At 62.6% G+C, this 25,861-nt stretch carries 23 protein-coding genes and 1 pseudogene; 13 read left to right on the top strand and 11 right to left on the bottom strand.

From position 1 onward, the window contains the following. Positions 1-49 precede the first annotated feature (49 nt). A complete protein-coding gene (gene mhpT / locus OKW29_RS19745; RefSeq protein WP_429292202.1) occupies positions 50-1,279 on the bottom strand; it encodes a 3-(3-hydroxy-phenyl)propionate transporter MhpT in 1,230 nt (409 codons plus the stop codon). A 222-nt stretch (positions 1,280-1,501) separates the two neighbouring features. Between mhpT and OKW29_RS19740 the strand changes: the two genes are divergently transcribed. From OKW29_RS19740 to OKW29_RS19725, 4 genes are all read left to right on the top strand, one after another. Further along, entirely contained in the window at positions 1,502-1,987 is a 486-nt protein-coding gene (locus OKW29_RS19740; RefSeq protein ID WP_090808939.1) for a MarR family winged helix-turn-helix transcriptional regulator, read from the top strand. A gap of 13 nt (positions 1,988-2,000) precedes the next feature. Further along, positions 2,001-2,249, top strand: coding sequence for a hypothetical protein (locus OKW29_RS19735; RefSeq protein ID WP_429292201.1), 249 nt, complete (start codon positions 2,001-2,003; stop codon positions 2,247-2,249). Positions 2,250-2,407: 158 nt separating this feature from the next. Then, entirely contained in the window at positions 2,408-2,986 is a 579-nt protein-coding gene (locus OKW29_RS19730) for a DJ-1/PfpI family protein (protein ID WP_429292200.1), read from the top strand. A 131-nt stretch (positions 2,987-3,117) separates the two neighbouring features. Continuing rightward, positions 3,118-3,456 (top strand): ribbon-helix-helix domain-containing protein, encoded by a 339-nt coding sequence (locus tag OKW29_RS19725; protein WP_429292199.1) that lies wholly within the window; start codon positions 3,118-3,120, stop codon positions 3,454-3,456. Between the two features lie 66 nt (positions 3,457-3,522). Here the strand turns inward: OKW29_RS19725 and OKW29_RS19720 are convergent, their stop codons facing one another. Beyond that, positions 3,523-4,761, bottom strand: coding sequence for an MFS transporter (locus OKW29_RS19720; RefSeq protein ID WP_184032360.1), 1,239 nt, complete (start codon positions 4,759-4,761; stop codon positions 3,523-3,525). A 463-nt stretch (positions 4,762-5,224) separates the two neighbouring features. On the opposite strand from OKW29_RS19720, the gene OKW29_RS19715 reads away from it, so the two are divergent. The 7 genes from OKW29_RS19715 (at position 5,225) to OKW29_RS19685 (ending at position 16,427) form a co-directional block, all read left to right on the top strand. After that, entirely contained in the window at positions 5,225-5,593 is a 369-nt protein-coding gene (locus OKW29_RS19715) for a hypothetical protein (RefSeq protein WP_184064479.1), read from the top strand. Positions 5,594-6,119: 526 nt separating this feature from the next. Continuing rightward, positions 6,120-8,666: a phosphoenolpyruvate--protein phosphotransferase gene (gene ptsP, locus OKW29_RS19710; protein ID WP_429292198.1), complete on the top strand. Its 2,547-nt coding sequence runs from the start codon at positions 6,120-6,122 to the stop codon at positions 8,664-8,666. A gap of 22 nt (positions 8,667-8,688) precedes the next feature. After that, positions 8,689-10,470 (top strand): PTS glucose transporter subunit IIBC, encoded by a 1,782-nt coding sequence (gene ptsG / locus OKW29_RS19705; RefSeq protein ID WP_429292197.1) that lies wholly within the window; start codon positions 8,689-8,691, stop codon positions 10,468-10,470. 98 nt (positions 10,471-10,568) lie between these two features. Then, the gene (locus OKW29_RS19700) at positions 10,569-12,158 is read left to right on the top strand and encodes an aspartate:alanine exchanger family transporter (RefSeq protein WP_429292196.1); all 1,590 of its coding nucleotides are present in this window, start codon (positions 10,569-10,571) and stop codon (positions 12,156-12,158) included. Positions 12,159-12,343: 185 nt separating this feature from the next. Beyond that, positions 12,344-13,651, top strand: coding sequence for a c-type cytochrome (locus OKW29_RS19695; RefSeq protein ID WP_429292195.1), 1,308 nt, complete (start codon positions 12,344-12,346; stop codon positions 13,649-13,651). Beyond that, a complete protein-coding gene (locus OKW29_RS19690) occupies positions 13,648-14,130 on the top strand; it encodes a (2Fe-2S)-binding protein (protein WP_429292194.1) in 483 nt (160 codons plus the stop codon). Before OKW29_RS19695 ends, OKW29_RS19690 begins: the two co-directional genes overlap by 4 nt. Next, positions 14,127-16,427: a molybdopterin cofactor-binding domain-containing protein gene (locus OKW29_RS19685; RefSeq protein WP_429292193.1), complete on the top strand. Its 2,301-nt coding sequence runs from the start codon at positions 14,127-14,129 to the stop codon at positions 16,425-16,427. Before OKW29_RS19690 ends, OKW29_RS19685 begins: the two co-directional genes overlap by 4 nt. Before the next feature lie 124 nt (positions 16,428-16,551). On the opposite strand, the gene OKW29_RS19680 is transcribed toward OKW29_RS19685, so the two are convergent. The 5 genes and pseudogenes from OKW29_RS19680 to OKW29_RS19660 form a co-directional block, all read right to left on the bottom strand. Next, positions 16,552-17,025: a carboxypeptidase regulatory-like domain-containing protein gene (locus tag OKW29_RS19680; protein ID WP_429292192.1), complete on the bottom strand. Its 474-nt coding sequence runs from the start codon at positions 17,023-17,025 to the stop codon at positions 16,552-16,554. A 130-nt stretch (positions 17,026-17,155) separates the two neighbouring features. Further along, on the bottom strand, positions 17,156-18,658 hold the full coding sequence (locus tag OKW29_RS19675) for a Na+/H+ antiporter NhaC family protein (RefSeq protein ID WP_429292191.1): 1,503 nt from the start codon (positions 18,656-18,658) through the stop codon (positions 17,156-17,158). Positions 18,659-18,832: 174 nt separating this feature from the next. Further along, entirely contained in the window at positions 18,833-19,258 is a 426-nt protein-coding gene (locus tag OKW29_RS19670; protein WP_429292552.1) for a hypothetical protein, read from the bottom strand. A gap of 24 nt (positions 19,259-19,282) precedes the next feature. Beyond that, positions 19,283-19,405, bottom strand: a pseudogene (locus tag OKW29_RS19665) (hypothetical protein); the annotation flags it as partial. A 2-nt stretch (positions 19,406-19,407) separates the two neighbouring features. Further along, entirely contained in the window at positions 19,408-19,536 is a 129-nt protein-coding gene (locus tag OKW29_RS19660) for a hypothetical protein (protein WP_429292538.1), read from the bottom strand. 728 nt (positions 19,537-20,264) lie between these two features. On the opposite strand from OKW29_RS19660, the gene OKW29_RS19655 reads away from it, so the two are divergent. Together OKW29_RS19655 and OKW29_RS19650 are read left to right on the top strand one after the other, a co-directional pair. Beyond that, positions 20,265-20,702: a response regulator gene (locus OKW29_RS19655; RefSeq protein ID WP_184064449.1), complete on the top strand. Its 438-nt coding sequence runs from the start codon at positions 20,265-20,267 to the stop codon at positions 20,700-20,702. Continuing rightward, a complete protein-coding gene (locus OKW29_RS19650; protein WP_429292190.1) occupies positions 20,690-21,346 on the top strand; it encodes a hypothetical protein in 657 nt (218 codons plus the stop codon). Before OKW29_RS19655 ends, OKW29_RS19650 begins: the two co-directional genes overlap by 13 nt. A gap of 282 nt (positions 21,347-21,628) precedes the next feature. Here OKW29_RS19650 and OKW29_RS19645 read toward each other — a convergent pair whose 3' ends face one another. The 4 genes from OKW29_RS19645 to OKW29_RS19630 all read right to left on the bottom strand — a co-directional run bounded on the left by OKW29_RS19645 (position 21,629) and on the right by OKW29_RS19630 (position 25,327). Beyond that, positions 21,629-22,750 (bottom strand): sensor histidine kinase, encoded by a 1,122-nt coding sequence (locus tag OKW29_RS19645; RefSeq protein WP_429292189.1) that lies wholly within the window; start codon positions 22,748-22,750, stop codon positions 21,629-21,631. A gap of 636 nt (positions 22,751-23,386) precedes the next feature. Then, positions 23,387-23,602, bottom strand: a complete 216-nt coding sequence (locus tag OKW29_RS19640; protein WP_018424494.1) for a hypothetical protein — start codon at positions 23,600-23,602, stop codon at positions 23,387-23,389. Between the two features lie 62 nt (positions 23,603-23,664). Continuing rightward, the gene (locus OKW29_RS19635) at positions 23,665-24,084 is read right to left on the bottom strand and encodes a hypothetical protein (protein ID WP_429292188.1); all 420 of its coding nucleotides are present in this window, start codon (positions 24,082-24,084) and stop codon (positions 23,665-23,667) included. Between the two features lie 955 nt (positions 24,085-25,039). Then, complete coding sequence (locus OKW29_RS19630; RefSeq protein ID WP_090810393.1) at positions 25,040-25,327, bottom strand: hypothetical protein; 288 nt, start codon at positions 25,325-25,327, stop codon at positions 25,040-25,042. Between the last annotated feature and the right edge of the window lie 534 nt (positions 25,328-25,861).

Below are 25,861 nucleotides of genomic sequence, written 5' to 3'. Positions count from 1 at the left end.
AATGGCCCGGCGCGAAAACGCCGGGCCAGCTGGGTCCATCAACGAAGAGTTAGCGTTTCGCGGCGTTGGAGCGAATGACGAGCAATGCTGTAATCGCCGCGATGATCGTCACCGGCACGCTCGCGCCGATGACGAGCGCCGAGCTCTTTCCCATCGCAAGCAGTTGCCCGGCGGCTACGGGGCCGACAATCGAGCCGACGCGTCCCACCGCCACCGCGGCGCCGACTCCCGTACCACGCACGCTGGTCGGATAGCTGGCGGCGGACAGCGAATACAGCATCGACTGCGCGCCGACGACGCCCATCCCGGCAAACAGCACGGCAACGGACAGCGTCTCGATGCTGGCGACTTGCGAAAGCGCGACCAATGCACCGACGATGCACGCATAGATTGCCGTGACTGACAGGCCTTGTCTGAAGCGGTCCATCAGCAGACCGATGCCCAGTACGCCGATCACACTGCCGACGTTGAAAAAGATCTGGGCAATCCCCGCCTGCGAGCGGCTCATGCCGCGCCCCACGGTCAACGAAGGCAGCCAGTTCAGCAGGAAGTAAAGAACGATCAGCGTGCAGAAGAAGCTGATCCAGATACCGATCGTCGCGGCGGCGCGCCCCTCGCCGAACAGGACTTCGCGCGTCGAAAGGAGCGGCTTGTCCGCCGTCGTGAATTCCCGCGATTCGGTGGCGAATTCGCGCGACTCAGGCAGCAATGCCATCAGCAGCGGAATGATGATCAGCGGTCCGGCTCCGCCCACGTAGAAGATATGACGCCACGCGGTAGCACCCGCGCTCAGTACGGCGATCAATGCGGCAAGCGCGCCACCAAGCGGCATACCGCAATACATGACGCTAACCGCGGTGTTGCGGTGACGCGGATCGACCGCCTCGGACGACAACGCGATCAGGTTCGGCATCGCGCCGCCGAGCCCGATGCCCGTCAGCACGCGAGCAATCAGCAGACTTTCGAAACTCCAGACTTGCGCGGTCGCAATCGAGAAGATGCCGAAAATCGCCATCGAGATCATCAGAACGCGCTTGCGGCCGATCCGGTCGGCGAGTCTGCCACCGATCATCGCGCCCGGCAAAAGCCCCAACATGCCGGCGCTAAAAGCGAGCCCCAACTGGCTGACCGACAAGCCGAACTCGTGCGCCATTCGAGGCGCCGCAACGCCAGTGGACTGCAGGTCGATACCCTCCAGCACCGCGACGAGAAAGCACAATGCCAACGTTAGTGCAGTACTGGAGCCCACCGCACTCGACCGATTAGCAACACTTGACATGACGTCTCCTTCACCTTTGATTGAATTGCCAGAGGCGAGCCACGCTTCGTTCTTCGACGAAGCGGCCATGGGAAGGAGAAGATTTCTGACAATGATCGTGCGCCACTTATCAGAATCCTTCCCACAGCGCCCCCGGAATTGATGATGAGTCTAGTCTCAGGAGGCCTGATATTGAAAGTAGAATATGATATGCCTGGTAGAAACACCTAAGGCAACCTGATAATGATCAAGACAATGGAGAAGCGGCGAACGCCCCTTGCCAAACAGGCCGGTTCAACGAAAACCGGTGCGCCACCTTCCCGCGTTTCCTATGTGGTCGGCCAACTCGACCGCCTGCTCAAGCGCAGTTTGATCGATGTACTGGGTGAATTCGGGCTGACCTTGCCTCAGTTCACCGCGCTCTCCGTCATCAGCGCCAGCGGCGCGATGACCAATGCGAAACTCGCCGAACGCTCGTTCATCACGCCGCAGTCGGCCAACGAAGTTGTCAAGACGATGGAAGCCAACGGTTGGGTCGGACGCGTGGGGCATCCTACCCACGGTCGACTGATTCATCTGTTTCTGACCGACGAAGGGCGCCGGGTACTGCAGGAATGCGATTCGGCGATCGACGCGCTCGAAGCGTCCATGCTGGACGGAGTAACGGAAATCCCGGTCGATACGCTGCGCAAGGTGCTGCAGCGATGTGTGTCGAATCTGCGCGGTTGAATGGACGTTCCCAATGATAAAAGAGTCGCACTCGAATGGAGCGCGACTCTTTTTCTTTCGCCTGATGGAAGCAGGAAAACCTCAGCGACCGCCCGTCGATCTCGCTGAGACGCAGGCCTTTGGTTTCCCTTACCGAGCGCAGAATCACGATGGCGGCCAGCGCCGCAATCACCGTGAAAACCGCGATGCCGAGGCTGTTCGGCCAGATCATGGCGACACCGATCGCTCCACCTACCGCGATCGTCTGCCGCATTCGGGCTGAATTCCGTTCAGCTCAGTGAAATCCCTGGTCGGCATTTAGCCGCGTATTACCTGGCCCACTGCGTCGATCGCTATATTGCTTATCAACGGCCGCCGCCTTCACACCGCGATAGCGCGTCCGCCTCGCCATTTCCCACCCCATTCGAGAGGAGACGAAGCATGTCAAAGCGAATTCTTATCATCGCCGGCGATTTCGTCGAAGATTATGAGCTGATGGTGCCGTTTCAGGCACTGGCGGCAGTCGGGCATTCGGTGGACGTCGTCGCGCCCGGCAAGCGCGCGGGCGACGCGATTCGCACCGCAATCCACGACTTCGAAGGCGATCAGACCTACACCGAAAAGCGCGGCCATAACTTCACGCTGAACGCCGATTTCGCGTCGGTGAACCCCGCGCAATATGACGCGCTGCTCGTGCCCGGCGGCCGCGCCCCCGAATATCTGCGGCTCAACGACGAGGTGATCGGCTGGGTGCGCCAATTCGCCGAAGCGAAGAAGCCGATTGCCGCGGTCTGCCACGGCGCGCAACTGCTGGCTGCGGCAGGTGTGATCGAAGGCCGGCGCATCTCGGCGTATCCGGCCTGCGCGCCCGAAGTGAAGCTCGCGGGCGCGCAGTACGTGGCGCTCGACTGGCCTGACGCGATCACCGACGAGAACTTCGTCACCGCGCCCGCATGGACCTCGCACGTGAACTGGCTTGCGCAGTTCCTTGCGCTGCTGGGCACGCGCATCACGCATTGAAGGAGCGCGCCTCGACCGAGGCGCGGCATCGCGGGCGACCAACCGTGTTACGCTCGATCACGACGGCATGAGCGCCCGCGCCGCGCGCTTCACGTCCTGCGACGTCATCATTCGCGAGAAAGGCTGAACGTATGTGCAACGTCTATGTCAACGCTGATCCGATCCTCTACGAGTCGCGTACGCGCGCGCTGCGCATTCATGGCGTCGTGACCACGGTGAGGCTCGAAAATCTCTTCTGGGACGTGCTTCGGGAAATCGCCAGCCGCGAGAACGTGACGACGACCCAGTTCGTAGTGAAGCTTCACGACGAACTGGTCGCCTTGCGCGGCGAAGAGCCGTTGAATTTCGCGTCTTTTTTGCGCGTGTGCTGTTTGCGCTATCTATCGACGAGCGCCGCCCGCAACGAGGCCGCCGGCGACGTGTCGCTCAACGCCCCGTTTCAACCCAGAGTCGTGAAGACGGCTGTTTGACGGCTTCCGTCGCAACGGCTGGCTAGCGCGGTGCGCTCCAGTCACGCGACGTACTGTCTCGACGCGTCAGTCAACCGACGCATCGCAGGCGCAATCAAGGGAAGCCGCCGTGGCCGGTCGTTCCAATACAGCAAGCCGTTGCAGTGCCACGAGGCCCAGTAGCGCGAGTCCAAGTCCCAGCGTGAAGTCAGCGTGAACGCCCGCACGGTCGACAATCGTGCCCCCCACTGCCGAGCCCACCGCAATCGCCACCTGGATGATGCTGACGAACATGGCCGACCCCGCTTCGGGCAGGTCTGTCGTGCCGCGCTGAATCCACACGCTGAAGCAAAGCGGAAGCGCTCCGAACGCGATTCCCCACAGCAGCATCCCCGCGGTCTCGCCGATCGGCGAATGTTCCAGCAGCAACATCGACGACATCGCGCCCAATAGCAGCAGAACCATCGCGGCGACGGATTTCTTTAGATGGTCCGAAATCACCATCGACGTCAACGCATTGGAGAAGAAGCCGATCAGACCGAATCCGAACAGCAACAGCGTGATGGCGCTCAACGAGAAGTCGTGTTCGAGCAGCGGCGCAATATACGTGTAGGTCGAGAAATGCGCGCCGAAGACGAGCGCGACCATCACCATGCTCAACCTCGTATGAGGCCGGACAAGCAGGGTTTTGAAATCGGCGATCCGCAACGCCGATGCCGACGGCAACGAAGGCACGAGGAACGCCTGCGCCAGTAAGGCGAGCGACACGAGGCCCGCGGTGGCGGCGAACGCCATGCGCCATGATGCAAACGATGCGATGAACGTCCCGAGCGGCACGCCGATCACGGTTGCGCAGGTCACGCCGGTCAGAATGGTCGCGGTCGCTTTGGCGGCATCCTTTGCTTGCACGAGTCGAGGAGCCGCCGCCGTCGCCAGAGTCCAGAAGCCACCCAGCGCGCCGCCAAGCAGAGCCCGTCCTACGAGCATGATCGCGAGGTTCGGTGCGATGGCACACACGACGTTCGCGATCAACAGTACCGCAGTGAGGAGCAGGAAAACGTACCGGCGGTCCATGCGGCCCGCGCTGACTATCAGCGTCGGCGCCAATATCGCGGCCATCACGCCGGGCGTGGTGACCATGAGGCCAGCGACACCGGTCGACACGCCGAGGTCGTGTGCGATTTGCGGCAACAGCCCGACAGGCAAAAACTCGGCCGTGACGAAGGCGAATGCGCTTACCGCTACCGCTATGACGGAGAGCCATTGACCCGCGGAGGTTGAATGTCCTTCCAACGATGCCGGGATTGCAGGTGTATCGATTTGCATGACGACCTTGATGCCAGATTGAAGTCTCGTACTTTAGGCTGGGTCTCATGTCCGAAAAAGAGTCGTCCGATGAAAAGACTAGAAGGTGTGGCTGAACAATGCCTCTGCGGCGATATCTCGCTATGAGTCAGCTAGTCTCGCGAAACGACCCGTACGGCTCTTCCATATACGTCGGCACGGAAGCGTTCGCCATCAGCAACGTGATGCGCATTGGCCAAACCGTCGACGCTCCTACTGTTTTTTTGACAGTCTTCCACAATGTTACGAGGTCTCGTAAGTCGTGCCGCCGTGCGTTCTCAGGGCCGCGATAGAGGTATTGCAGCGTTCGCGGCGGTTTGAGGGCTTCGTTTTTTGCAGCGTGCAATTGAGCCCCCGTGATAGGTATACCAACTGATCTGATCGCACCAGGGAGGCGGATTATGTTGTTCCATTCAGCCCCGGGAGTCCCTGAAGGAATTACGCGATGGACCTTATCAAGAAATTCAATGCGTTCCATGACTGGTATTTGATGGGCGTATCCGCGGACCGTGAGGCAAGCATCGTTGAGCTTGCCTTGATGTTCGACAACAGGAAAGACCGGGTTCGCGTTCAATTCAAGGGCGCGACGCGCTGTCTTGCGAACGATTTCCTCATCCAGAACGTTATTTATGAAGTAAAGGTACTCACGGATTTCCAGTCCCCTGATTATCAGCGCGCCCTCCATGCGCTAGAAAAATCATATTTCGGGAAAGAGAACCGCCCCAATATGCCGATTGCATCTGTAGGCGCCTCGTTGGGCGCGGAATTGCTCATCGAGTTCGATACGGTGGATGTCGTCACGGATCTACTCTGAACAGGAAGGGTGAGCGCGTTGTCGGGGCGCCGCCTTTCGCTAAGCGAATAAAACACAGATTAATGAACGCGTCGCACGCCAATTAATCAAGACCGCTCCATCTCCCGCCAGGAAATTGCAAATTTCAGGCGTTCCCGTCCGAAATCGTCTTGTCTTGCAATCTGCGCTCAGTAACATATGCTCTTTTTCAGAGCGCTTTCCGGGTCCTTTTTTCCGGGACCAAGGTGCAAAGGGTTGCGCAGGTGCGAGGCGGCCCGGCGAACGCAAACAGCGCCGTCGGAGCGCGCCTGACGTTTCCCCATTCATCCCGGTCGAGGCTGCGCGGGCGCACACGGGCGACGTGCGCGACCTTGTTTGGTTTCCCGAGTTTTTGTCACCGACGCTTTTGTATTTTGTAACGTGCGCCGCTCACAAGTGGGTGAGCGGCGTGAGCGGCAATGGTGCCGACCGCACGCGTGAATGTCGCGCCCATGCGGCTCGAGTCGAGCCACCTGAGGCGAGCGTCAATGTACAAGGAGTCCTGGCGATGAAAGCTCCTCAGCGTCCTCAGCGCATCGGGTTGATGGCACCACTGTCGGGCGTACTGGTTCCTCTCGAGAGCGTGCCCGATCCGGTCTTCGCCCAGAAGATGGTCGGCGATGGCGTGTCGATCGATCCGACCTCGGATGAACTGCTGTCGCCGCTTGCCGGCAAGGTCACGCAACTCCATAGCTCTGCCCACGCCACGACGATCACCGGCGACAACGGTCTGCAAGTGCTGCTGCACATCGGGCTCGACACCGTGTTGCTGCGCGGCGAGGGCTTCATGCCGTTGGTCAAGGAAGGCGACGCCGTCGCGACGGGCACGCCGCTGATCCGCTTCGACCCAATCGCGGTCGGCGCAAAAGCAACCAGCCTGCTCACGCAAATGGTGATCGCCAATGGCGATCTCGTCACGCGCTACGTTCCCGCGAAAGGGCTCGTCGTCGCCGGCACCGACGTCGCGCTGTACGTCGAGCTGGTCGGCAGCATGGAGGACAAGGACACGGCCAGCGCCACCGGCGCGATCTTCTCCGACGAGATCACGCTGCCGAATCCAGCGGGCCTGCATGCACGGCCCGCCGCGGTCGTCGCGGTCGAGGCGAAGAAATTCAAGTCCGAGATCCGGCTGCTGCGCGGCGATGCCAGCGCAAATGCCAAGTCCGTCGTCGCGATCATGGGGCTCGCAACGAAGTTCGGCGACAAACTGCGCGTCGAGGCCCGCGGTCCCGACGCGGCGGAGGCGGCCAGTACCGTCGCGCGTCTGCTTGGCGAGGGATCGGGCGAAAAGCCCGGTGATGCGCCCGCACCCGCGGCGGCTGCGCCAACCGCACCGGCTGCGCCGGTGCCAGCACCGACCGAAGCGGCTCCCGCCGACACCAACGAATTCATCGGCGTATCCGCTTCGCCAGGGCTTTCGGTCGGCAGGATCGTGCAGTTCCGCCAGCAGGTCATCGAGGTGAACGAAGCGGGCGAGTCGCCGCAACGCGAACGGGCGCAACTCGAAGCGGCCCAGCATCAGGCGCGTCAGCAGATCGAGGCGCTCAAGGCGACGCTCACCGATCCGTCGAAAGCGCAGATTCTCGACGCGCATCTCGAACTGCTGGACGATCCTGGCCTCAACGACGCCGCGATCAGCAGCATCAGCGCGGGAAAGGGCGCGGGGTTCGCGTGGCGCGATGCGTTCCAGAACCAGGCAAACACGCTCGAAAAGCTCGACAATCCGCTGCTGCGCGAACGCGCCGGCGATATCCGCGACGTCGGCCGCCGTGTGCTCGCGCTGCTCGCCGGCGTGAAGCAGGCGCAGATCGACGTGCCGGACGAATCGATCCTGATTGCCGAGGAGCTCTCGCCGTCCGACACCACGTCGCTCGATCGCAGCAAGGTGCTCGGCTTTTGCACGACGAGCGGCGGCGCGACGAGCCACGTCGCGATCCTCGCGCGCTCGCTCGGCATTCCGGCGATCTGCGGTATCGACGCGCGCGCGCTGCAACTCGCCGACGGCACGCCCGTCGTGCTCGACGGTTCGCGCGGCAGCTTGCGGCGCAACCCGAGCGCCGAGGAACTCGAGAAGGCGCGCGAACGCATCAGCCGCCAGGCCGCCAAACGCGAAGACGAAAAGCTCGCGGCAACCAAACTCGCAATGACGGCCGACGGCCACCGCGTCGAGGTCGTCGCGAACATCCGCAATGCGCAGGAAGCACGCGACGCGGTCGCGGCCGGCGCTGAAGGCGTGGGCCTGTTGCGCTCCGAGTTCCTGTTCGACGCGCGAGACACCGCGCCCACCGAAGACGAACAGGCCGCCGAATATTGCGCCGTCGCCGAAGCGCTTGGCCGCGAGCGGCCGCTCGTGGTCCGCACGCTCGACGTCGGCGGCGACAAACCGCTGTCGTATCTGCCGCTGCCGAAGGAAGACAACCCGTTTCTCGGCCTGCGCGGTGTGCGCGTGAGCCTCGCGCGTCCCGACATCTTCCGCACGCAACTGCGCGCGATCCTGCGCGCGGCGCCGCTTGGGCATCTGCACGTGATGTTCCCGATGATCGCCGCGATCGAGGAGGTGCGGGCAGCGCGCAAGATCCTGCTCGAAGAAGCCGGCGATCGCGCGGCGAGCGTGAAAGTCGGCGTCATGATCGAAGTCCCCGCGGCCGCGCTGATCGCCGAGCCGCTCGCACGCGAAGTCGACTTCTTCTCGATCGGCACGAACGATCTCACGCAATACACGCTCGCGATGGACCGCGGCCATCCGCAGCTCGCGAAGCAGGCCGATGCGCTGCACCCGGCGGTGTTGCGTCTGATCGGCATGACGGTCGACGGTGCGCACAAGCATGGCAAATGGGTCGGCATTTGCGGCGGCATCGCGTCGGATGCGATGGCGGTGCCGGTGCTCGTCGGCCTTGGCATCGACGAGCTGTCGGTGAGCATTCCGGCGGTCGGTTCGATCAAGGCTCAGCTTGCACGCGTGACGACCGAAGAAGCCAGGAAGCTCGCCGCCGAGGTGCTGTGTCTGGGCACCGCCGCGGAAGTCCGCGCGCATCTGTCGCGCTTTGCCGAGTGAGCGGATCAACAGGAGATCAGCCATGTTCTCGCATGCCTTCGGAGTTTTGCAGAAGATCGGCAAATCGCTGATGCTGCCCGTCGCCGTGCTCCCGGTGGCCGGCCTGCTGCTCGGTCTCGGCGCCACCGACTTTCACGGTTACGTGCCGGTCGTCGTGCTCGCGCTGATGAAGAATGCGGGCGACGTGATCTTCGGCAACCTGCCGCTGATCTTCGCGATCGGCGTCGCGCTCGGCTTCACCGAGAACGATGGCGTCTCGGGCATCGCCGCAACGATCGGATATCTGGTGATGACGGCCACGTTGGGTGTGATCGGCAAGCTCCAGGGCGTCGAAACCGACACGATCATGGGCATACCGTCGATCCAGACCGGCGTGTTCGGCGGCATCCTCGCCGGTGGTCTTGCGGCATGGATGTTCAACCGCTACTACCGGATCACGTTGCCGCCCTATCTCGGCTTCTTCGCCGGCAAGCGCTTCGTGCCGATCGTGACCGCGATCGGCTCGATCGTGCTCGGCGCGATCCTGTCTTTCGTGTGGCCGCCGATCGGCAGCGCAATCAAGGCCTTTTCGCATTGGGCGGCGGTTTCCGACCCGCGCACCGCCGCGACGGTCTACGGTTTCGTCGAACGTCTGCTGATTCCGTTCGGCCTGCATCACATCTGGAACGTGCCGTTCTTCTTCGAAATGGGCAGCTACCTCGACCCGACGACCGGCAAGACGGTTCACGGCGACATCACCCGTTTTTTCGCGGGCGACCGGACCGCGGGCATCCTGGCGGGCGCGTTCCTGTTCAAGATGTTCGGCCTGCCGGCCGCGGCGATAGCGATCTGGCATTGCGCGAAGCCGGAGAAGAAGGTGGCCGTCGGCGGCATGATGGTCTCGGCCGCGCTGACTTCTTTCCTCACCGGCATCACCGAGCCGATCGAATTCGCGTTCCTGTTCGTCGCGCCGGTGCTTTACCTGATTCACGCATGCCTCGCGGCGTCGGCGCAGTTCGTGGCGAACACACTGGGCATGCGCATGGGCTTCACGTTTTCGCAAGGCGGCATCGATTTTCTGATGTTCAACCTGATCGGCGGGAAGGCCACGCACGCGTGGTACGTTTTCATCCTTGGTCCAATTTACGCGGTGATCTATTACGGCGTGTTCCGCTTCGTCATCACGCGCTTCAACCTCAAGACACCCGGTCGCGAGGACGACGCGGCGGAAACAGCGGCGGTTGCCGCGAGCGGCGCGGGAGGACGTTCGCGCGAACTCGTGCTGGCCTTTGGCGGCCGCTCCAATATCACGAGTCTCGACGCTTGCATCACGCGGCTGCGCATCTCCGTGAAGGACCCGGCGGGCGTCGACGAACCCAAGCTCAAGGCGCTCGGTGCCGCGGGTGTGGTGCGCATGGGCAACGGCGTGCAGGCGATCTTCGGGCCGTTGTCGGAGAACATGAAAACCGACATGCAGGACTATCTGAAGACAGCGGGTGCCGAAGCGGATTTGCCGGCGGCCGGGGTGCCTGGTGTGGAAGGTGCAGCGGCGGCTCCAGCGGCTGTGGCCGCCTCGGTGCAAAACTCGCCGCAGGAAACGGAGCGCGCGGAAAAGATTCGTGCGGCGCTGGGCGGCGCGGCCAACATCAGGAAGCTCGACGCGCTGGCTGCCACGCGGTTGCGTGTCGAGCTATCGGACGCGTCGCGCATCGACGCGGCCGCATTGAAAGCAGCGGGCGTGGTCGCGACGCAAGCGTTGAAGAACGGCGCACTCGATCTGATCGTGGGTCTCGGCTCGGGCAACCTCGCAGGCGCAATGCGATAGCAGCAACGAGTATCGTCGGCAACTGCCGTGCGTCGAACGCGAGGCCTGCCCGGTGGAAACGCTCAGTCGCGTTGCTTTGTCCAGCTATAGGGGGCGGCATGGAAGCAGCCAGAACTTTCCTCGAAACTCAGCCGCTGTTCGCGCTTTTTCTGACCATCGCGCTTGGCTACCTGGTCGGCGAAATCACTATCAAGGGCGTGGCTCTAGGCTCGGGGGCCGTGCTGTTCGTTGGACTGGCGCTCGGCGCGTTCGCGCCGAAATCCGCGCCGCCGGCGTTGCTGGGCACGCTCGGTCTGCTGCTGTTTCTGTATGGCATCGGCATTCAGTACGGCGCGCAGTTCTTCCGCGGACTCACGAGCCGGGAAGGCGTGAAGGCCAACGCGGCCGCATGTCTGGGCGTGATCGTTTCGGGTCTGGTGGCGTGCGCCTTCATCCATTTCGGCATCACGCTCGCCGATGCGCTCGGCATGTTCGCCGGCAGCGGCACCAGCACGGCGAGCCTGCAGGTTGCCATCGCATCGATGAAAAGCAGCAATGCCGCCGTGGCTTATAGCGTCACCTATCCGTTCGGCGTGGCCGGGCCGATCCTATTCCTCTATGTGCTTAACTCGGTCCTGAAAGCCAAAATACCGAAACCGCCCGCGAAGGTGCTGGAGACCGCGGAAATCGCGCTGCGCAATGCCAGTCTCTTCGGTCTCAAGCTGTCGGAGCTCTCGACTCGCCTGCCTGCCGGCGTAGTGATCGCGGCCGTGCGGCGCGCGCATCACAATCAGTTGCCCAGCGACGACTTCACACTGCGCGCCGACGACGTCCTCCTTGCCACCGCCACCGAGCGCCGCCCGCTCGACGAAGCAACGGCGCTCTGCGGCGAGCTACAGCCCGGGCGTATCTCGAGTCATCGGGAAGACCTGGACTATATGCGCGTGTTCGCGTCGAGTCCGTCAGTCGTCGGCACGGCGCTCGGCAATCTGCGCTTTCCGGATGGCGTGAACTGCGCGGTCGCGCACGTGCGGCGCGGCGACGCCGATCTACTGTCGACGCCAGAGCTCATTCTCGAAGCTGGCGACCGCGTCGGCCTGCTCGTCAGTAGCGCGCATCGCGCGAGGGTCCGTGCGTTTTTCGGCGATTCGATCAAGGGCACGGCCGACCTCAGTTTCATCTGTCTGGGCATCGGCGCGGCAGCGGGGCTGCTGGTCGGCGCGATCCCGCTGCGCGCGCCCGGTCTCGGCGTGTTCAGCCTGGGTCTCGCGGCGTTGCTACTGGTCGCGCTGTGCCTCGGCAAGGCGCGCCGCAACGGACCGTTCGTGTGGGTGATGCCGCTCTCTGCAAATCTCGTGCTGCGCAATCTCGGGCTGACGATTTTTCTCGCGCAGGTGGGCCTGTCTTGCGGACCGAAGTTCGTCGCGACCGTCGGCAGTGCCGGACCGCTGCTGCTGCTTTATGGCGTGATCACGCTGCTGGTGCTCGTCGGCGTCACGGCTGTGTGCTGCCTGTGGGTCTTCAGACTGTCTTTCGATACATCGGTCGGCGTGATCTGCGGGGCGACCGGCAATCCCGCGATTCTCGCCTTCGCCAACCGCATCGCGCCGACGGATCAGCCCGACATCATGTACGCGATGATTTTTCCGTCGATGACCATCGTCAAGGTGCTTTTCGTGCAGATCGCCATCGCGATCGCAGCCGGCTAGGCGAGACCGTTATCGCGACCTGCCGCTGTTCGACCCTAAAGCTTCCGTCCTCGTAGACAGCGGCGAACCGCGGAGCGGCGGACAGCCGCAGACTTCCGCGAATATCAGGAACGCCGCTTGCGCCACCTGGAGCCGCGCGACGTAGTCTGGAACCATGATGCGGACGGCTCGGCGATGGAGGCTAGATGAAAGGACGGGTGGCGAGTGCAGGCGTGGCCGTTGTTCTGGTTGCCCTCATGGCCGCATACGGCGGACCCACCGCGCATGCACGGGAGCCCGCGTCGAGTCCCGTCACCGCGCCCATCGCGGCCGGCAGCGATACCGCGGCCGCGGCGCGCGGTGCGAAGCTCGCGGCCGTTGGCAATTGCGTCGCGTGCCACACCGCGACGGGCGGCCTTCCGCTCGCGGGCGGACTGCCACTGCATACACCGTTTGGCGTCATTTACTCGACCAACATCACTCCGGACAACGAGACGGGTATCGGGGGCTGGTCACTCGACGCGTTCGCACGCGCAATGCGGCGCGGCGTGTCCAGCGACGGCCATCTGCTCTATCCCGCGTTCCCCTATCCGCACTTCACGCACATCAGCGATGCCGATATGGGCTCGCTGTATGCGTGGCTGATGAGCCGCGCTCCCGTCAAGGCGCCTGCGCCGCACAACGAGCTGATCTTCCCGCTCGGCTTCAGGCCCCTCATCGCCGTGTGGAATCTTTTTTACCTGCATACCGGTACCGAACCAGCGCCGGCCCCGCCCGAAGCGCCGGACGTCGCACGCGGACGATACCTGGTCGAAAGCCTCGGTCATTGCGGTGCGTGCCACACGCCGCTCGACCGCCTCGGTGCCGAGCGCCGCGACCGCGCGCTGCAAGGCGGCACGATCGACGGATGGGACGCGCCCGCGCTGACGGACCTCGCTTCACGCCCCACGCCCTGGACGCAGGCACAGCTCGTCAGCTATCTGCGCACGGGCCTCGCGAGCGCCCATGGGGCGGCGGCGGGTCCGATGCGCCCCGTCACGCGCATGCTCGCCGACGCATCCGCCTCCGACGTAGAGGCAATTGCCGCGTATCTGCTGGCGTTGCCGTCCGGGGGCCCAGGCGTGCCGGAGCATCCGGTCGCCTCGCCCTCCGCTTCCGCCGCGCCCGTGTCCACCGCGCCCGGCGGCGGCGCGAATCTATTCTCCGCGGCCTGTGCATCGTGCCATGCCGAAGGCGCGCCGATGTCGAGCGGGGGCGCTCGACCGTCGCTGTCCCTTTCCACGGCCGTCAACGCCGACAGCCCGCGCAACATGGTCCGCATCATCCTCGATGGAATCGACTGGCACGAAAGCGATAGCGCGCCCTTCATGCCATCATTCGCCAACACATTCACGGATGCGCAGATAGCGGAGCTCGCCAACTACACGCGCGAACGCTTCACCGCGCGCGACGCGTGGCCCTCGCTCGACGCCGGCGCGGTCGCGCATTTTCGCAAGGACGGCCTGCCACGATGATCACGCTCAATGTCAACGGAGTCAGTCATACGGTCGATGTCGACCCGTCAACGCCGCTGCTCTACGTGCTGCGCAACCAGTTGCAGCTCGATGGCGCGAAGTTCGGCTGCGGTCTCGGTCAATGCGGCGCATGCACGGTCAGCGTCGGCGGCGAACCGGTGTTCTCGTGCCTCATGCCGGTCGTGGCCGTTGGCGACCGGCCAGTGCGAACCGTCGAAGGACTTGGCAGCGCGCAACATCCGGGACCACTTCAGCAAGCCTTCATTGACGAGCAAGCCGCGCAATGCGGCTATTGCATCGCCGGTATGATCATGCGCGCGCACACGCTGCTGGAGCGAACCCCGCACCCAGGCGATGAACAGATCCGCCGCTACATGCAGCCGAACCTGTGCCGCTGCGGCACGCACATGCGCATACTCGCGGCGATCCGGCAAGTCGCCACGGGTTCGCCGCGAACGGACGAGGGAGCGCAGTCGTGAGCGACGGCCCCCCGTCCTCGGTCGCTCACGGCAGCGGTCCCGATGACCCCGCGCGGCGCCGCTTCCTCGTTGGCGGCTCGCTGATGGTGAGCTTCGCGATCGTGCCCGGCATGGCCGCGCTTGCGCAAACCACCACCGAAGCGGGCACCTTCAACGCGAGCGCCCCGAAACTGCCGGGCAGTCTCAAGAGCACGCCGTTGCTCGATGCGTGGATCAAGGTCGCCCCTGACGGCCACGTGAGCGTATTCACGGGCAAGGCGGAGCTTGGCACGGGCATTCGCACCGCGCTGCTGCAGGTCGCCGCGGAAGAGCTGGATCTCGCCCCTCATGCGATCGAGCTGATCACCGCCGACACCGCCGCAACGCCGAACGAAGGCTACACCGCAGGCAGTCACACGATGGCGGACAGCGGCACCGCAATCCTCAACGCCGCCGCTCAGGTACGCGCGCTGCTGGTCGCGAGCGCGGCGTCGCAGTTGGGCGTCGACGCAGCGGCCCTGACGACGCGCGACGGCGCCATCATTGCCGCCGACGGAAGACGCGTGAGCTATGGCGAAGCCGTGCGATACGCGGACCTCCATCAGAACGCGCAGCCCGACGCGCCGAAAAAGCCGCCATCGGCCTACGCGCTGATTGGCCATATGCTGCCGCGCGTGGATATACCGGGCAAGGTGACGGGCGGCGCGAGCTACGTCCAGGACCTGCGGCCGCACGGCATGCTGCATGCCCGCGTGGTGCGGCCGCCGTCTTATGGCGCGAGCCTCGTCGCAGTCGATAGCGGGCGCGTCGAAGCACTGCCCGGCGTCATCAAGGTCGTGCGCAACGGCAACTACCTCGCGGTGGTCGCCGACGACGAATGGCGCGCGATCCTCGCGATGCGTGAGCTTGCGCTTGCAGCGCAATGGCAGGGCGGGCCGCCACTGCCCGATCCGGCGAACGTTCACGCCTTGCTGATGAGTCTGCCTTCACAGGAAATCGCGGTGGCCGATCAGGGCGCAGCGACGGGCGCGGCCGCGCCTGTGGCGACGCTGCGGGCGCGCTATTCGAGGCCGTATCTGACGCATGGCTCGATTGGGCCATCGTGCGCTGTCGCGCAGCTCGACAACGATGTGATGACCGTGTGGACGCACACGCAAGGCGTCTATCCGCTGCGTGCGGGAATCGCCGAAATGCTCGCGATGCCACCCGACAAGGTGCGCTGCGTCCATGTGGAAGGTTCGGGCTGCTACGGACACAACGGCGCGGACGATGTCGCGGCCGACGCCGCCCTCGTTGCACGCGAACTGCCTGGCCGCCCGGTGCGCGTGCAATTGATGCGCGAACAGGAACACATGTGGGAGCCGTTCGGCCCGGCCATGACAGTCGAGGCGAATGCAACGCTCGATTCGGCAGGCACGCTTGCCGACTGGCGTTACGAGCTATGGAGCAACACGCATAACAACCGCATCGAGAATGCGGGCCGCCTGTTGCCCGCGCAGCTCCTTGCGCAACCGTTCACCCCCGCGCCGCCGAAGCCGATTCCGATGCCGGAAGGCGGAGGCGACCGCAACAGCATTCCGCTTTACCGCGTGCCCAGCCTGCACGTGCAGCATCATTTCGTGCCGACGATGCCGATACGCGTCTCTGCCATGCGCTCGCTCGGCGCGCACATGAACGTGTTCGCGATCGAGAGCTTCATCGACGAGCTCGCCAGAGCCGCGCACGCCGACCCCGTGGCGTTTCGCCTCAAACATCTCGATGACCCGCGCGCGCATGGCGTCATTAGCGCCGTAGTCGATCAATTCGGCTGGCGAGCCCGCAGCGCGCGAACGGGCGACTCCAGCCCGCGCTCGCACGGTACCGGCTTTGCGTTTGCCCAATACAAGAACCTGATGGCCTACCTTGCCGTCGCGATGGACGTGACGGTCATGCGCGATACCGGCGAGCTCAGCATCGAGCGCGTCGTGGCAGCCGTCGATTGCGGACAGATCGTCAATCCGGACGGCGTGCGCAATCAGATCGAAGGCGGCATTTTGCAAACCACGAGCTGGACGCTCTATGAAGAAACGCATTTCGACCCGCAACGCATCACGAGCTATGACTGGAGCACTTATCCGATCATGCGCTTCTCGTCCGTACCCAAACGCGTGGACGTGCTGTTGATCGACCGGCCGGGCTTGCCATTCCTCGGGGTCGGAGAAGCGGCGCAAGGGCCGGCCGCCGCGGCGCTCGCGAATGCGATCGACGACGCGACCGGTGTGCGGATCCGCGACTTGCCGTTGCTCGGGACGAAGGGGAAGAACGTGCTCAAGGCATGAGGCTTTCGTTCCGCAAAAGTACAGATACTGGCGTGTAAAAGCCAAATAAGCCTATGGCTGGGTCCAGGCCCCTTGTCAAACGAACGCGACGCGCGCGACCTTCGGCGCGGCGTCGGGACCGCGCTCAGTGGGTGGACGGAAACGCGAACGTCGCACGCGCGCTGCCATTGCCGCGGACGTTCACGGTCTCCCTTCTCGTCACGCTGCCGTAAGTGGCGTTGACCGTATAGCGCCCTTGAGGCAGCCGCACGAGCATGTACGGCCCCTTCGACGTGGCCTCGAACACGCTCGCGCCGCCAGCTTTGGCAATCTTCACCTGGACGTCGGCCACATAGCTCGCCCCGGGACCGGTGAACTGCAGAGACAACGGCCACTGCCTTCGTGCCTGCCGCAGCGCAGTCGACTCGTCGCGACCGACTCCGCCGGTCACGAACGATATGTCGCCCTGCTGCTGCGTCTCGGGCATGCCGGTCCTATGGATCTCGCTGGCGCTCTGCGGAGCAGCCGTCTGCGACACTGCGACGCCTGCCTGAGCCAGTGTGAACGCCGCGGCGAGCATCATGGACGCGATCCGGGGAGCGTTTCGTTGCATTTTCATCTTGACTGCTCCTTACAGTATTGCCGACGGTTCGTCGGACGGAAGAACGCTTGCAATAGGTTGGAAACGCATCGCGCGCCGGGTATCGGCCACGAGCGAGGGTGCCTCACGACTCGAGTAAGAATACCCGTCAATTCTGTTTGGCGTCTTCATGGACCGAAGTTGGGGGGCCACCTGCCGTTGAGGTCCCGGCTTGGGCAGGAGGGACGCGTGGCATGCGGATACCCGCGTAGGCGATCGCCACCGTCAGCAGCGGACTTACCACGCAAAATACGGCATAGGGCGCATAACTGAGCGTCGGCACGCCAAGGGTCACCGCCATAAACGCGCCGCAACTGTTCCAAGGGATCAGCGCGCCTGTCGTCGTGGCCGAATCACCAACGGAACGCGATAACACGATGGGCGCGTAGCCGCGTGCCGCGAATGCATTTCTGAACATCCGGGCCGGCAGCACGACTGCGATGAACTGGTCTGCCGTAACGATGTTCGTCGCGATGGTCGCCAGGACCAGGGAGCCGACCAGCGCCCCACCGCTCCTGGCCCAATTGACTACCGGAGCAATGAGGCGTTCTATCGCACCGCACTTCTCGACCACCCCTCCGAATGCCAGTGCCGTGATGATCAGCCAGATAGTATTCAACATGCTGTCCATACCGCCGCGAGTGAGGAGCGTATCAAGCACTGGATTTCCAGTCGTGGACCTGTAGCCGCTCCCAAGCGCAAGCCATACGCCTTTGAGCATCGCAATCGGGATCGGCACGCCCTCTCGCGCGGCGGCAAATGCGAGGACTCGCGCTGGCTCGACGAAAACGGCAACCACGCCCCCCGCCAATGCGCCAAGAAAGATGGTGGTAAATGGCGGAAGCCGGAACAGCGTCAGCACGACGACAAGAATGAGCGGCAGGAACAGCACGGGCGATATGTAGAATGCGCTCTGCATTGCAGCAATCTCCGCGCTCGCATCGAAGGCGCCCGGGCGGCGAAGCAGATAAAACACGGCCAGCGTGATGACAATCGCGACGAGTGATGTCAGCAGCGTCTCTCGCACGTGTTGATACAGGTCGACACCGGCGGCAGCGGCCGCAAGATTCGCGGTGTCCGAGAGCGGCGAAGACTTGTCGCCGAAATAAGCGCCGGAAATCACTGCACCGGCCGTTATGGCGGGGCTCAGGCCCATGCTGTGCGCAATGCCCATCAGGCCGATTCCGATCGTACCCACGACAGTCCACGAGGTCCCAATGGCGAACGAGATCACCGCGCAGATTCCAGCCGCCGTGACGTAAAAGTAGTCCGGGTTCAGCAATTTCAGCCCGTAATAGACCATGGCGACGATCGTGCCGCAGAGCGCCCACGTGCCGATCAGCGCGCCGACTGCGAACAGGATGAGAATCGCGCCAATACCGGAACTGACACTGGCATTCGCGGCCTCCCCCAGCGAAGCGAGCGAATGACCGCGACGCCAACCGACAAATACGGCCAGCATGGTCGCCACGACGAGTGCCACCTGGTTCGGCCCGTTCGCACCACCATCGCCGAACAGGTAGAAGGACAGACTGACGAGAAAGACGAGGCCAGCGATCGGTATCAGTGCTTCGAGCATCGTGACCGGCTGGGGTGACTCGCTCCGCTTCATCGCCACGCTCCGTTCGTTTGCTGGGTAGTCCAAACGTTGCCATCCAGACCGCCGGGTAGCCGGTGAATCATCGAAACATGCGCGAACGGCTGCTTTGATTCGATGTCACGGCGCAGGCGTGCGGCCCTCGGTCCTGCGACTCGGCAATGGCAGCTCCGGCGGGCTCGCCGTTGCTTAAAGCATAGGAAAGAATCGTTGCTGCGTGAAGAATTGCAGGATTCGTGCCGAACATCCCGCCTGCGGTTCCAGGCTGCCGTACCTACTCTCGCTCAGCGCGAGACCTGCAGTCAACGGCAGCTCACGAGGCGTAGCGAAAACCGACGTCGCCCCAGACGCTCCAGGACCGCTGATCTCGAGCGAGCTCGTCCCCGCGATGGCGCCGACAATCGTCTTCCCGCTGATCGTCACAGTGCCGTTGGACTTGATCTGCAAATCCGCAGTGCCGCTCGAACCGATCACGAGGAGCGGTGACGTGAGCAACCCACCGTTCGACACCACGATTGTTCCTGCGGATGGCGGCAGGCCGCCCGAGGCACCATTGAAGGCGAGGTAAGTCCCGCTGCCACTCGTCGCCCTGCCACCGTCACTGATCGTCAGCATGCCTACACTGCCCGGACTGACACCGACACCGAGAAAGGTTCCGGCGGAAAGCGTGCTGCCGGCGCCACTGACGACGGCCGTCGCCGTCGATCCGCCCCCGATCTGCAGAGTCCCGCTCGAACTGGAAACGGCGCCCCCATTTGTCACGCTCAGTTGCGCAGGTCCGCGGTTCCCAACAAAAAAAAGCCCGCGTTCGTATACGTCGAACCTTCACCGGCAACTGTGAGTACACCGCTGCTGCCCGGGTTGTAACCGACGTAGCTCCCTTCCGACTGCAAGTCCAAGGCTTGCCGCCGCTACACAACCCAGCCGAGGTTTCAACTTTTCATAACTGATCGTGGTTATTCATGCCTTGCAAGGATTAGGGTTTTTCGTTAATTAACTGTGCGCTGATTGTGGGGGTCTACCCCGCATAGACGGAACAACGACGGAAGAATCCGACACTAATTCGAGAAAAAACGACCGTTTTTTCCCAGGCAGAAGTGAATATCCATCGGGTAACCCGCAAAATTCCAGGTCAGTGAAATCCCATTTTCAATGATCTGCGGCGGCAGAAAAACTCGAACTGGTCAATCGTTCCGGCCAGTAACAACTCGCCGGTTTCAATGGCGCGATTCATTTGACATAAAGCGGCCGGATTGGGTTAATCGGCCGTCCCGCGAATTGGTCGGCGGCGCATCCGCGTTCGCAGCGAGGAACTCACGTGATCGCTGACATGACCCAAGCCGTCACCAAAACACCAAGTCGATTAACTTCCAGACGGAAGTTTTATGATTATCCGGTTCAAGTCGATGACTCTCACCGGTCGACGTATCCAATATAGTCAACGGGGTGCGGCGGACTTGCGCTGCTGCTTTGGTAAGAGCAATGCGGGCGAGCGCAATGCCGCAACGATGTCGCCCGACCGCCCACGTGTTGGACGCAGACGGTAGTCGAACAGGCAGCGAGCGCTACCTGGGTATGCCGCTTGCGGGACCCAGTAGGATCCTTCCCACCATGTCGTGTCATGTCCACCGTACTGCTCATCGACGATGACCTTGAAAACCGATGCGCGCTGCAACTGGCGTTGGAGAGTCGCGGACACCGTGTTGTGCTCGCGGAGAACGGATGGGACGCACTGCAGAAGGCCCACACGGATTTTCCGGAACTCGTTATCACCGATTTGGAGATGCCGGAAATGGACGGCAAGGAGCTTTGCCGGCGTCTGAAGTGTCAGGCGGTGTTTTCCGGCTTACCGGTGGTGCTGCTGTCGGCTATGCCGGAACCTACGGAAGGGATTCGCTGCTGGACAGCGTTCCTGCGAAAGCCGGCCTCGATAGCGGCGTTGCTTGACGCCGTCGACAGGTACATTGCAGCGCGCCTGACCTATACGCGGGCACCACGCGACTCCGAGTACCCCGCCGCGGCGCGCTGGCGAGCCATCGATTCGCGATGCTGGCCGTAAGCCCAAGCTGTTGGAATGCGAAGCCACGGGTTAATACACGCAGCAAGGCGGTGTTTGCTGTACGGCCGGTCCCGTTCTTAGCGGATGGCATGCAAAGCGGTGAGATTGCTGAAACCCGGGTTGAGCCATCCACCTGGGTTTTCAGATTTGACTGGAATGATGCAACGGTCGTGACCCATCACATCGTCAGCAATGAGCCCGTACAGGAACCGTCGCTACAGAGCAGCGCCTGCGCGCTGACACAAGGTAAAAGATGGCAAGAGATTTCGTCCCCCTTCTCGCGGGCGGCAACAGCGCACGCCTATTGTTTGCCACTTCCTCCGGGCATGCCTCATGCTGCACGCAGGTCAGAGAAAGCAGTTCCCGAACGGGAGACGATCATGAAGTTGATAATGGCAGGAATCAGCGCAATTTCCATCATCGCTAGCGCTTGCGCATTTGCGCAGACCAACACCGGCAACGCTGCGCCAGCACACCGTGATACTCAAAACGCGCAGCCGGGTGCCGCTGGCCAGAGCATGGGCCGTGCTGCGGACGCCGGCAACAGCAAGCCCGCCAGTGGCACATTGATGCAGAAGCGTGAGCACGCGATGTCGCCTCAAGGCGCGTCAAACTCGAACGCAACTGGCGCGATGAAACAATAATGGCGACGCGAGACCCCGATGGCGTGCACGAGCGCGTTTTCTCGATGAGATCTGACCGGGTTCTAATGGTCGAGGTTGATCGCGCGCATGGAGCAGCACGAGCCGAATGGGTAATCGGGACGCGCACCCTTCCTGTTGCGACGATGCCGCGGATTTGCTTCATGCAGTCGTGGTCGGTCTGTGAGGACCGGCGATGGAATAGGCGCGTCTCGGCAGGTGTAAAACCACCAGCAGATCCCCACATAATTCGTGGCATGCCCGTTACCAAGCCGGGCTCCCCTGCTACGCCCGGCGCGGCAGACGTACGGCGAATGCGGTCTCTTCTTTATCCGACCGCGCCTCGATCGCGCCGTGATGCGCCTTGGCGATTTCGCTCGCGATATACAGCCCGAGCCCAAGGCTGCCTTGCGCGTCCTCGTTGATTTTTCGCTCTGGACCTCGCTGAAGAGGATCAAAGATGCGCTCCAGCAACAGTCCCTCGATGGCTGGTCCGCTATTGCAGACTTCGAAGCGCACCTCGGCCTCGTCGCCAGTCACCACGACGCGAACGGGCGCGTCTCGCGCGCCATATCTGAGCGCATTCAGAACGAGATTGCCGAGCAGTTGCTGCAGACGCGGACCGTCCCAGACACCCTGAACGTCACCGTGCACCTCGAGCTCGATCTGCCGGTCTGGATGGACTGCGCGCAACTGGTCCAGCTCATCAGTGAACACGTTCGTCAGATCAACGGGAGCAGGTATGACGTTAATACCTAGCCCGAGCCTTGTTCGGTTGAAATCGCACAGATCATCCAGAAGTGCCTGCATCCGGGCGCCGCTGCGCACCAGACGGGCTGCAGCTTCTGAAACGCGCTGCCCCGCATTGAGCGCGGACAGATATGAAGCTGTCACCTGGATCGTCTGTAGCGGGCTCCGCATGTCGTGTCCGAGCATCCCAAGCAACAGATTGCGAGCCTGATCGACTTGTGTGCTGAAAAAACCGAGTGATTCGGCCAGCGCCTGATCGATGGCCTCATTGAAACGGACGATGTCATCCAGATGAGGCGCATCGGGCTGACACTCATCCATCCACAAACGCAGGACGCTTGCACGCAAAGCGCGGTATTCCGCGGCCAGCTGGTTGATGTTGAAACCGCCTCGAGCGCGCAGGACCGCATGGGATTGCGCAGCTGTCTCCGGCGCATCCGTCAGCCGGGGTGCCCGCCCCAAGGATTTTTCGTGCTGCGCTTCCCTGGTCTGCGAAGTCTGCAAATCTCTGGCTACTGCTTCCAGAATCTGCTGCGCGTGGTCGCGCAACGCGAGGGAGCCCATGTTGCCAGCGGCTGGCAGCAGGGTGGCGGCAAACGCCTCCCACTGCGCCAGAATGGGCTCCATTTCCTGCACGATAAAATCGGACAGTCGCATGCCTACTCCGGCGAAGAAATTGAGGAGATTTTTTGCCGAACCGATATTACGCGCCAGTTCGTCGCGGGATCCATCGGGTTTACACCGTCTTGGACTACCTGGAGGTAGTCCATGTACTCGTAATGAACCGCCTGGATTTTCTCGACAGTGGTGAGCGTTCGTGTCCGGCCTTTCATGAAACGCCACAACGATTCGCCGCACGCCCCTGAGCGGGGAGAACTGGAGCGGCAGGTCGAATCGCTTCGACGCGATATCCGCCAATTGCAGCTTGAACACGACATCCGGGAGAAGACGTCGCTGGCCGGGGTGGCTCTCACGTACGCGCGACGCGAAGCTGATTCGGTCGATATCGCGCAAAGGGTGCTCGCCCGACAATGCGGCCCACGCAGTCTCCGACGGCTCTTTCTCTTTAGACCTGACGCTTAGGTGATCCGATGTCCGTACGGCCCCCTGCTTTTCGAGTTCTACTCTCTCGAGTACTGCGGCCGTCAAGCAGAGGCACCGGTTTACCAGAACCAATGGGCAAGCGATTGGATCGAAACGCGTGACCAACACCCCGCTGCATCTTCCTCTGATGGCGAATGGCCGGCCTGCACGCCAATCCCTCTCCCGTTGCGTCCGTAGGTGAGACGTCTGTCACCCGAAGCGCGCGTGCAGCCAGTCCTGCGCCCAGTTCTTCGCATAGGCTATCGCGTCCTCGCGTGCGTCGAAGCCTGCCAGATCGCCACTCGAATGAATCTCGTACCCGGTGCCGTCGGCACGGCTGCCGCTGATGCGTGCGTGGGCCATGTACTCGCCGTCGGCTCGCCGGGGGGTCGGGTCGATAACGATCAGGGTGGAATTGAAGCGCATGGTATTCCTTTGGGGTTATCGCTCGATTGCGACTGTCGCAGAGGGGCGTCGAAAAGCGCGACCTAAGTGCTCAGCATGGCCATGATTTGTCCGGCCTCGCGATCCGAATCGCAGCTTGCCATGCCGCGTTCGCATAGAAGCGCACGAATCGACATGAACATCAGAAACGCGCCCGCATCGATCTCGTGACGGTGGTCATGGATGAGGCTATCCAGTTCGCCCTGCGCGCCGGGCGGCAGAAACCGATCGACGATGTCAGCACCATTGCACCGAATCCATTTCAGCAGGTCGTTTCTTTCCATACCAGACTCCAATGTTTGCAACGGCTCTGAGTCAACCAGCAGCGGATGAAGTTCGAGCCTGCGGTAGAGACGGGAACCGGTTGTGATCGGTGCCTTTGAGGCCGTCTCATTGTGTAGCGGAAAAGACGGAGCGTAGCGACGTGGGCCACTGCGTTCGCAGCCCTTCAGGAGGTCGGCCACGTCTCGGTTTTGGGTGAAAGCGGATCTCCGGTTCCGTCGGGTAAGCAGCTTAGGGACGCGAGGAACGGTCGCAGGTCGAGTGACGATTTCATGCTACGCCCATTGATGGATTTGTACAGATAAACTCGTGCTCCAGGCGCCGTCAGAGAAGCACAGGGACCATGCAAGTCAACCCGGCACTTACGTACCGCAGCGCCGGTAGGCGGCGGCGATCCGAAGATCCACATCGGACTGCCTCTCTCCTCAGGCTCATCATGTGGCGACGCAGAGTGCGCCTCCGACATGCGCGGCAAGCAGTCTCGACGTCAACAATTCAACGACGACGAAACGAAGCGCGCGAAACTGCAGTGCAGCCCCGTTCGCCCTTTTTGGGGGAAATCGACCCACCCTTTCGTCAGGTCATAAGGAGTTGCGGCGTTACTCGGCCGCCTGCGAGGAGACCGATGCGGTGTTTGCGCCTCTGGCACGACGCGGACGCACCCGCGACCACGCCATTGCCGAGCGTGACACGCAACGGCTATCCGGACCGACTTCATTTCGGGGGTACGTGTTCGTCGCGGAACAGCCGGGAATGCGTGGCCCGATTGGGCGACGAGACGCCGTGAGCCAGCGCCGCCAATTGCTGCTCGACTTGCAGGTCTGCGGTACGTTTTTGCGGCCGGCCACATCGAATCTGCGGGGATGGCCAAATCGCGAATCGTTCGGGAAGATGATCGCCGGCGAGCGTCCCGGGCAGTAGGTCGATCGCAGCCCTGTCCCGCTATTGCGGCAATGAGGTATGCTCACCGCCGGGTAAAGGGTCCGTTGCGCAGCGGAATGCGGCCATACCGGTCGCGAAAAGCTGGAGGTGCTGGCCGCCTTTTATGTGCGAGCGGCGATCAGATCGGCCATCAGGCAGACAGTAATTCGTCGCACGATCGAGCACATCGATGGATGCTGTCCGTCAGCGGCGTTTTCATATGTCGATGACCGAAGCGCCGCTCACCTTTCCGTCGACGATGTCCTTTCCCTGCTGCCGGGCGGCTCGCCTTGCCGTACCGAAGTCAGAGAACGTATGCGTTTGGTTCAGCCTGAAGACCCGGCTTGCGGAGGGAATTGCTGTCGCCGCCGGACGACATATCCGTACTGCAATTTCGTAACCTTCCGCGTAACGGGAATGTCCGTCAAAGCGACTGAATGTGCGGGGAAAGACAAGGGGATGAAGTTCGTACCCCTTGTAGAGAAGAATCGGGTGTGTCGACATGTTGGTCACTCCACAGGGTATGGCTCACTATACGCTGGAACGGGTTACATCGGGCGGCGCAGACGCGGAGACTGTTACCAGAATTGTATTGACCAAAAGTACTGTCGCGCGTACCTTGAAACGTGGGGTCGGCAAAGCGGGGCACTGCCCGGATTGTCATGGCGTTGGCTTAGATGGCCGGCGACGGCTGCCTGCCTGGTTCCACCTCTGCGCTTACGTTGCAAACCCTTCAAGAACACCACGATCAACAGCGTCTGCTTGCCACGCGCGATGAGGCTGGCCAAGGATACGGGAGCGACCCACTTCGTGAGTTCGGGACAGTGTGGTGCCCGATCGGATAAACGTGAGCGGAATGCCGGGTGAGGGAACGCTTGCGGATGTTAAGCACGAAGCTCGGGTATCCGCGTACCGGACAGCTAGCCAGGAAACTTCGTTCCGGTCGCCTCGTCGGTGTGGCTCGGGGGCGTATCTCCTTCGGCCAAACCTGCACAACGATCAAAAACGTGCTGCTTGCTGCGGCCAAAAGGAGTGACC

This window comes from Paraburkholderia sp. CI3 (assembly GCF_050436505.1).
Taxonomy (GTDB): Bacteria; Pseudomonadota; Gammaproteobacteria; order Burkholderiales; family Burkholderiaceae; genus Paraburkholderia; species Paraburkholderia tuberum.
Note: the sequence above shows the minus strand (reverse complement) of the source record. Positions and strands in the feature narration are given on the sequence as shown.

Coding starts and splice junctions, on each gene's coding strand:
- mhpT (WP_429292202.1), bottom strand. CDS start 1,279: ATGTCAAGTGTTGCTAATCGGTCGAGTGCGGTGGGCTCCAGTACTGCA.
- OKW29_RS19740 (WP_090808939.1), top strand. CDS start 1,502: ATGATCAAGACAATGGAGAAGCGGCGAACGCCCCTTGCCAAACAGGCC.
- OKW29_RS19735 (WP_429292201.1), top strand. CDS start 2,001: ATGATAAAAGAGTCGCACTCGAATGGAGCGCGACTCTTTTTCTTTCGC.
- OKW29_RS19730 (WP_429292200.1), top strand. CDS start 2,408: ATGTCAAAGCGAATTCTTATCATCGCCGGCGATTTCGTCGAAGATTAT.
- OKW29_RS19725 (WP_429292199.1), top strand. CDS start 3,118: ATGTGCAACGTCTATGTCAACGCTGATCCGATCCTCTACGAGTCGCGT.
- OKW29_RS19720 (WP_184032360.1), bottom strand. CDS start 4,761: ATGCAAATCGATACACCTGCAATCCCGGCATCGTTGGAAGGACATTCA.
- OKW29_RS19715 (WP_184064479.1), top strand. CDS start 5,225: ATGGACCTTATCAAGAAATTCAATGCGTTCCATGACTGGTATTTGATG.
- ptsP (WP_429292198.1), top strand. CDS start 6,120: ATGAAAGCTCCTCAGCGTCCTCAGCGCATCGGGTTGATGGCACCACTG.
- ptsG (WP_429292197.1), top strand. CDS start 8,689: ATGTTCTCGCATGCCTTCGGAGTTTTGCAGAAGATCGGCAAATCGCTG.
- OKW29_RS19700 (WP_429292196.1), top strand. CDS start 10,569: ATGGAAGCAGCCAGAACTTTCCTCGAAACTCAGCCGCTGTTCGCGCTT.
- OKW29_RS19695 (WP_429292195.1), top strand. CDS start 12,344: ATGAAAGGACGGGTGGCGAGTGCAGGCGTGGCCGTTGTTCTGGTTGCC.
- OKW29_RS19690 (WP_429292194.1), top strand. CDS start 13,648: ATGATCACGCTCAATGTCAACGGAGTCAGTCATACGGTCGATGTCGAC.
- OKW29_RS19680 (WP_429292192.1), bottom strand. CDS start 17,025: ATGAAAATGCAACGAAACGCTCCCCGGATCGCGTCCATGATGCTCGCC.
- OKW29_RS19675 (WP_429292191.1), bottom strand. CDS start 18,658: ATGAAGCGGAGCGAGTCACCCCAGCCGGTCACGATGCTCGAAGCACTG.
- OKW29_RS19670 (WP_429292552.1), bottom strand. CDS start 19,258: ATGCTGACGATCAGTGACGGTGGCAGGGCGACGAGTGGCAGCGGGACT.
- OKW29_RS19655 (WP_184064449.1), top strand. CDS start 20,265: ATGTCCACCGTACTGCTCATCGACGATGACCTTGAAAACCGATGCGCG.
- OKW29_RS19650 (WP_429292190.1), top strand. CDS start 20,690: ATGCTGGCCGTAAGCCCAAGCTGTTGGAATGCGAAGCCACGGGTTAAT.
- OKW29_RS19645 (WP_429292189.1), bottom strand. CDS start 22,750: ATGCGACTGTCCGATTTTATCGTGCAGGAAATGGAGCCCATTCTGGCG.
- OKW29_RS19640 (WP_018424494.1), bottom strand. CDS start 23,602: ATGCGCTTCAATTCCACCCTGATCGTTATCGACCCGACCCCCCGGCGA.
- OKW29_RS19630 (WP_090810393.1), bottom strand. CDS start 25,327: ATGTCGACACACCCGATTCTTCTCTACAAGGGGTACGAACTTCATCCC.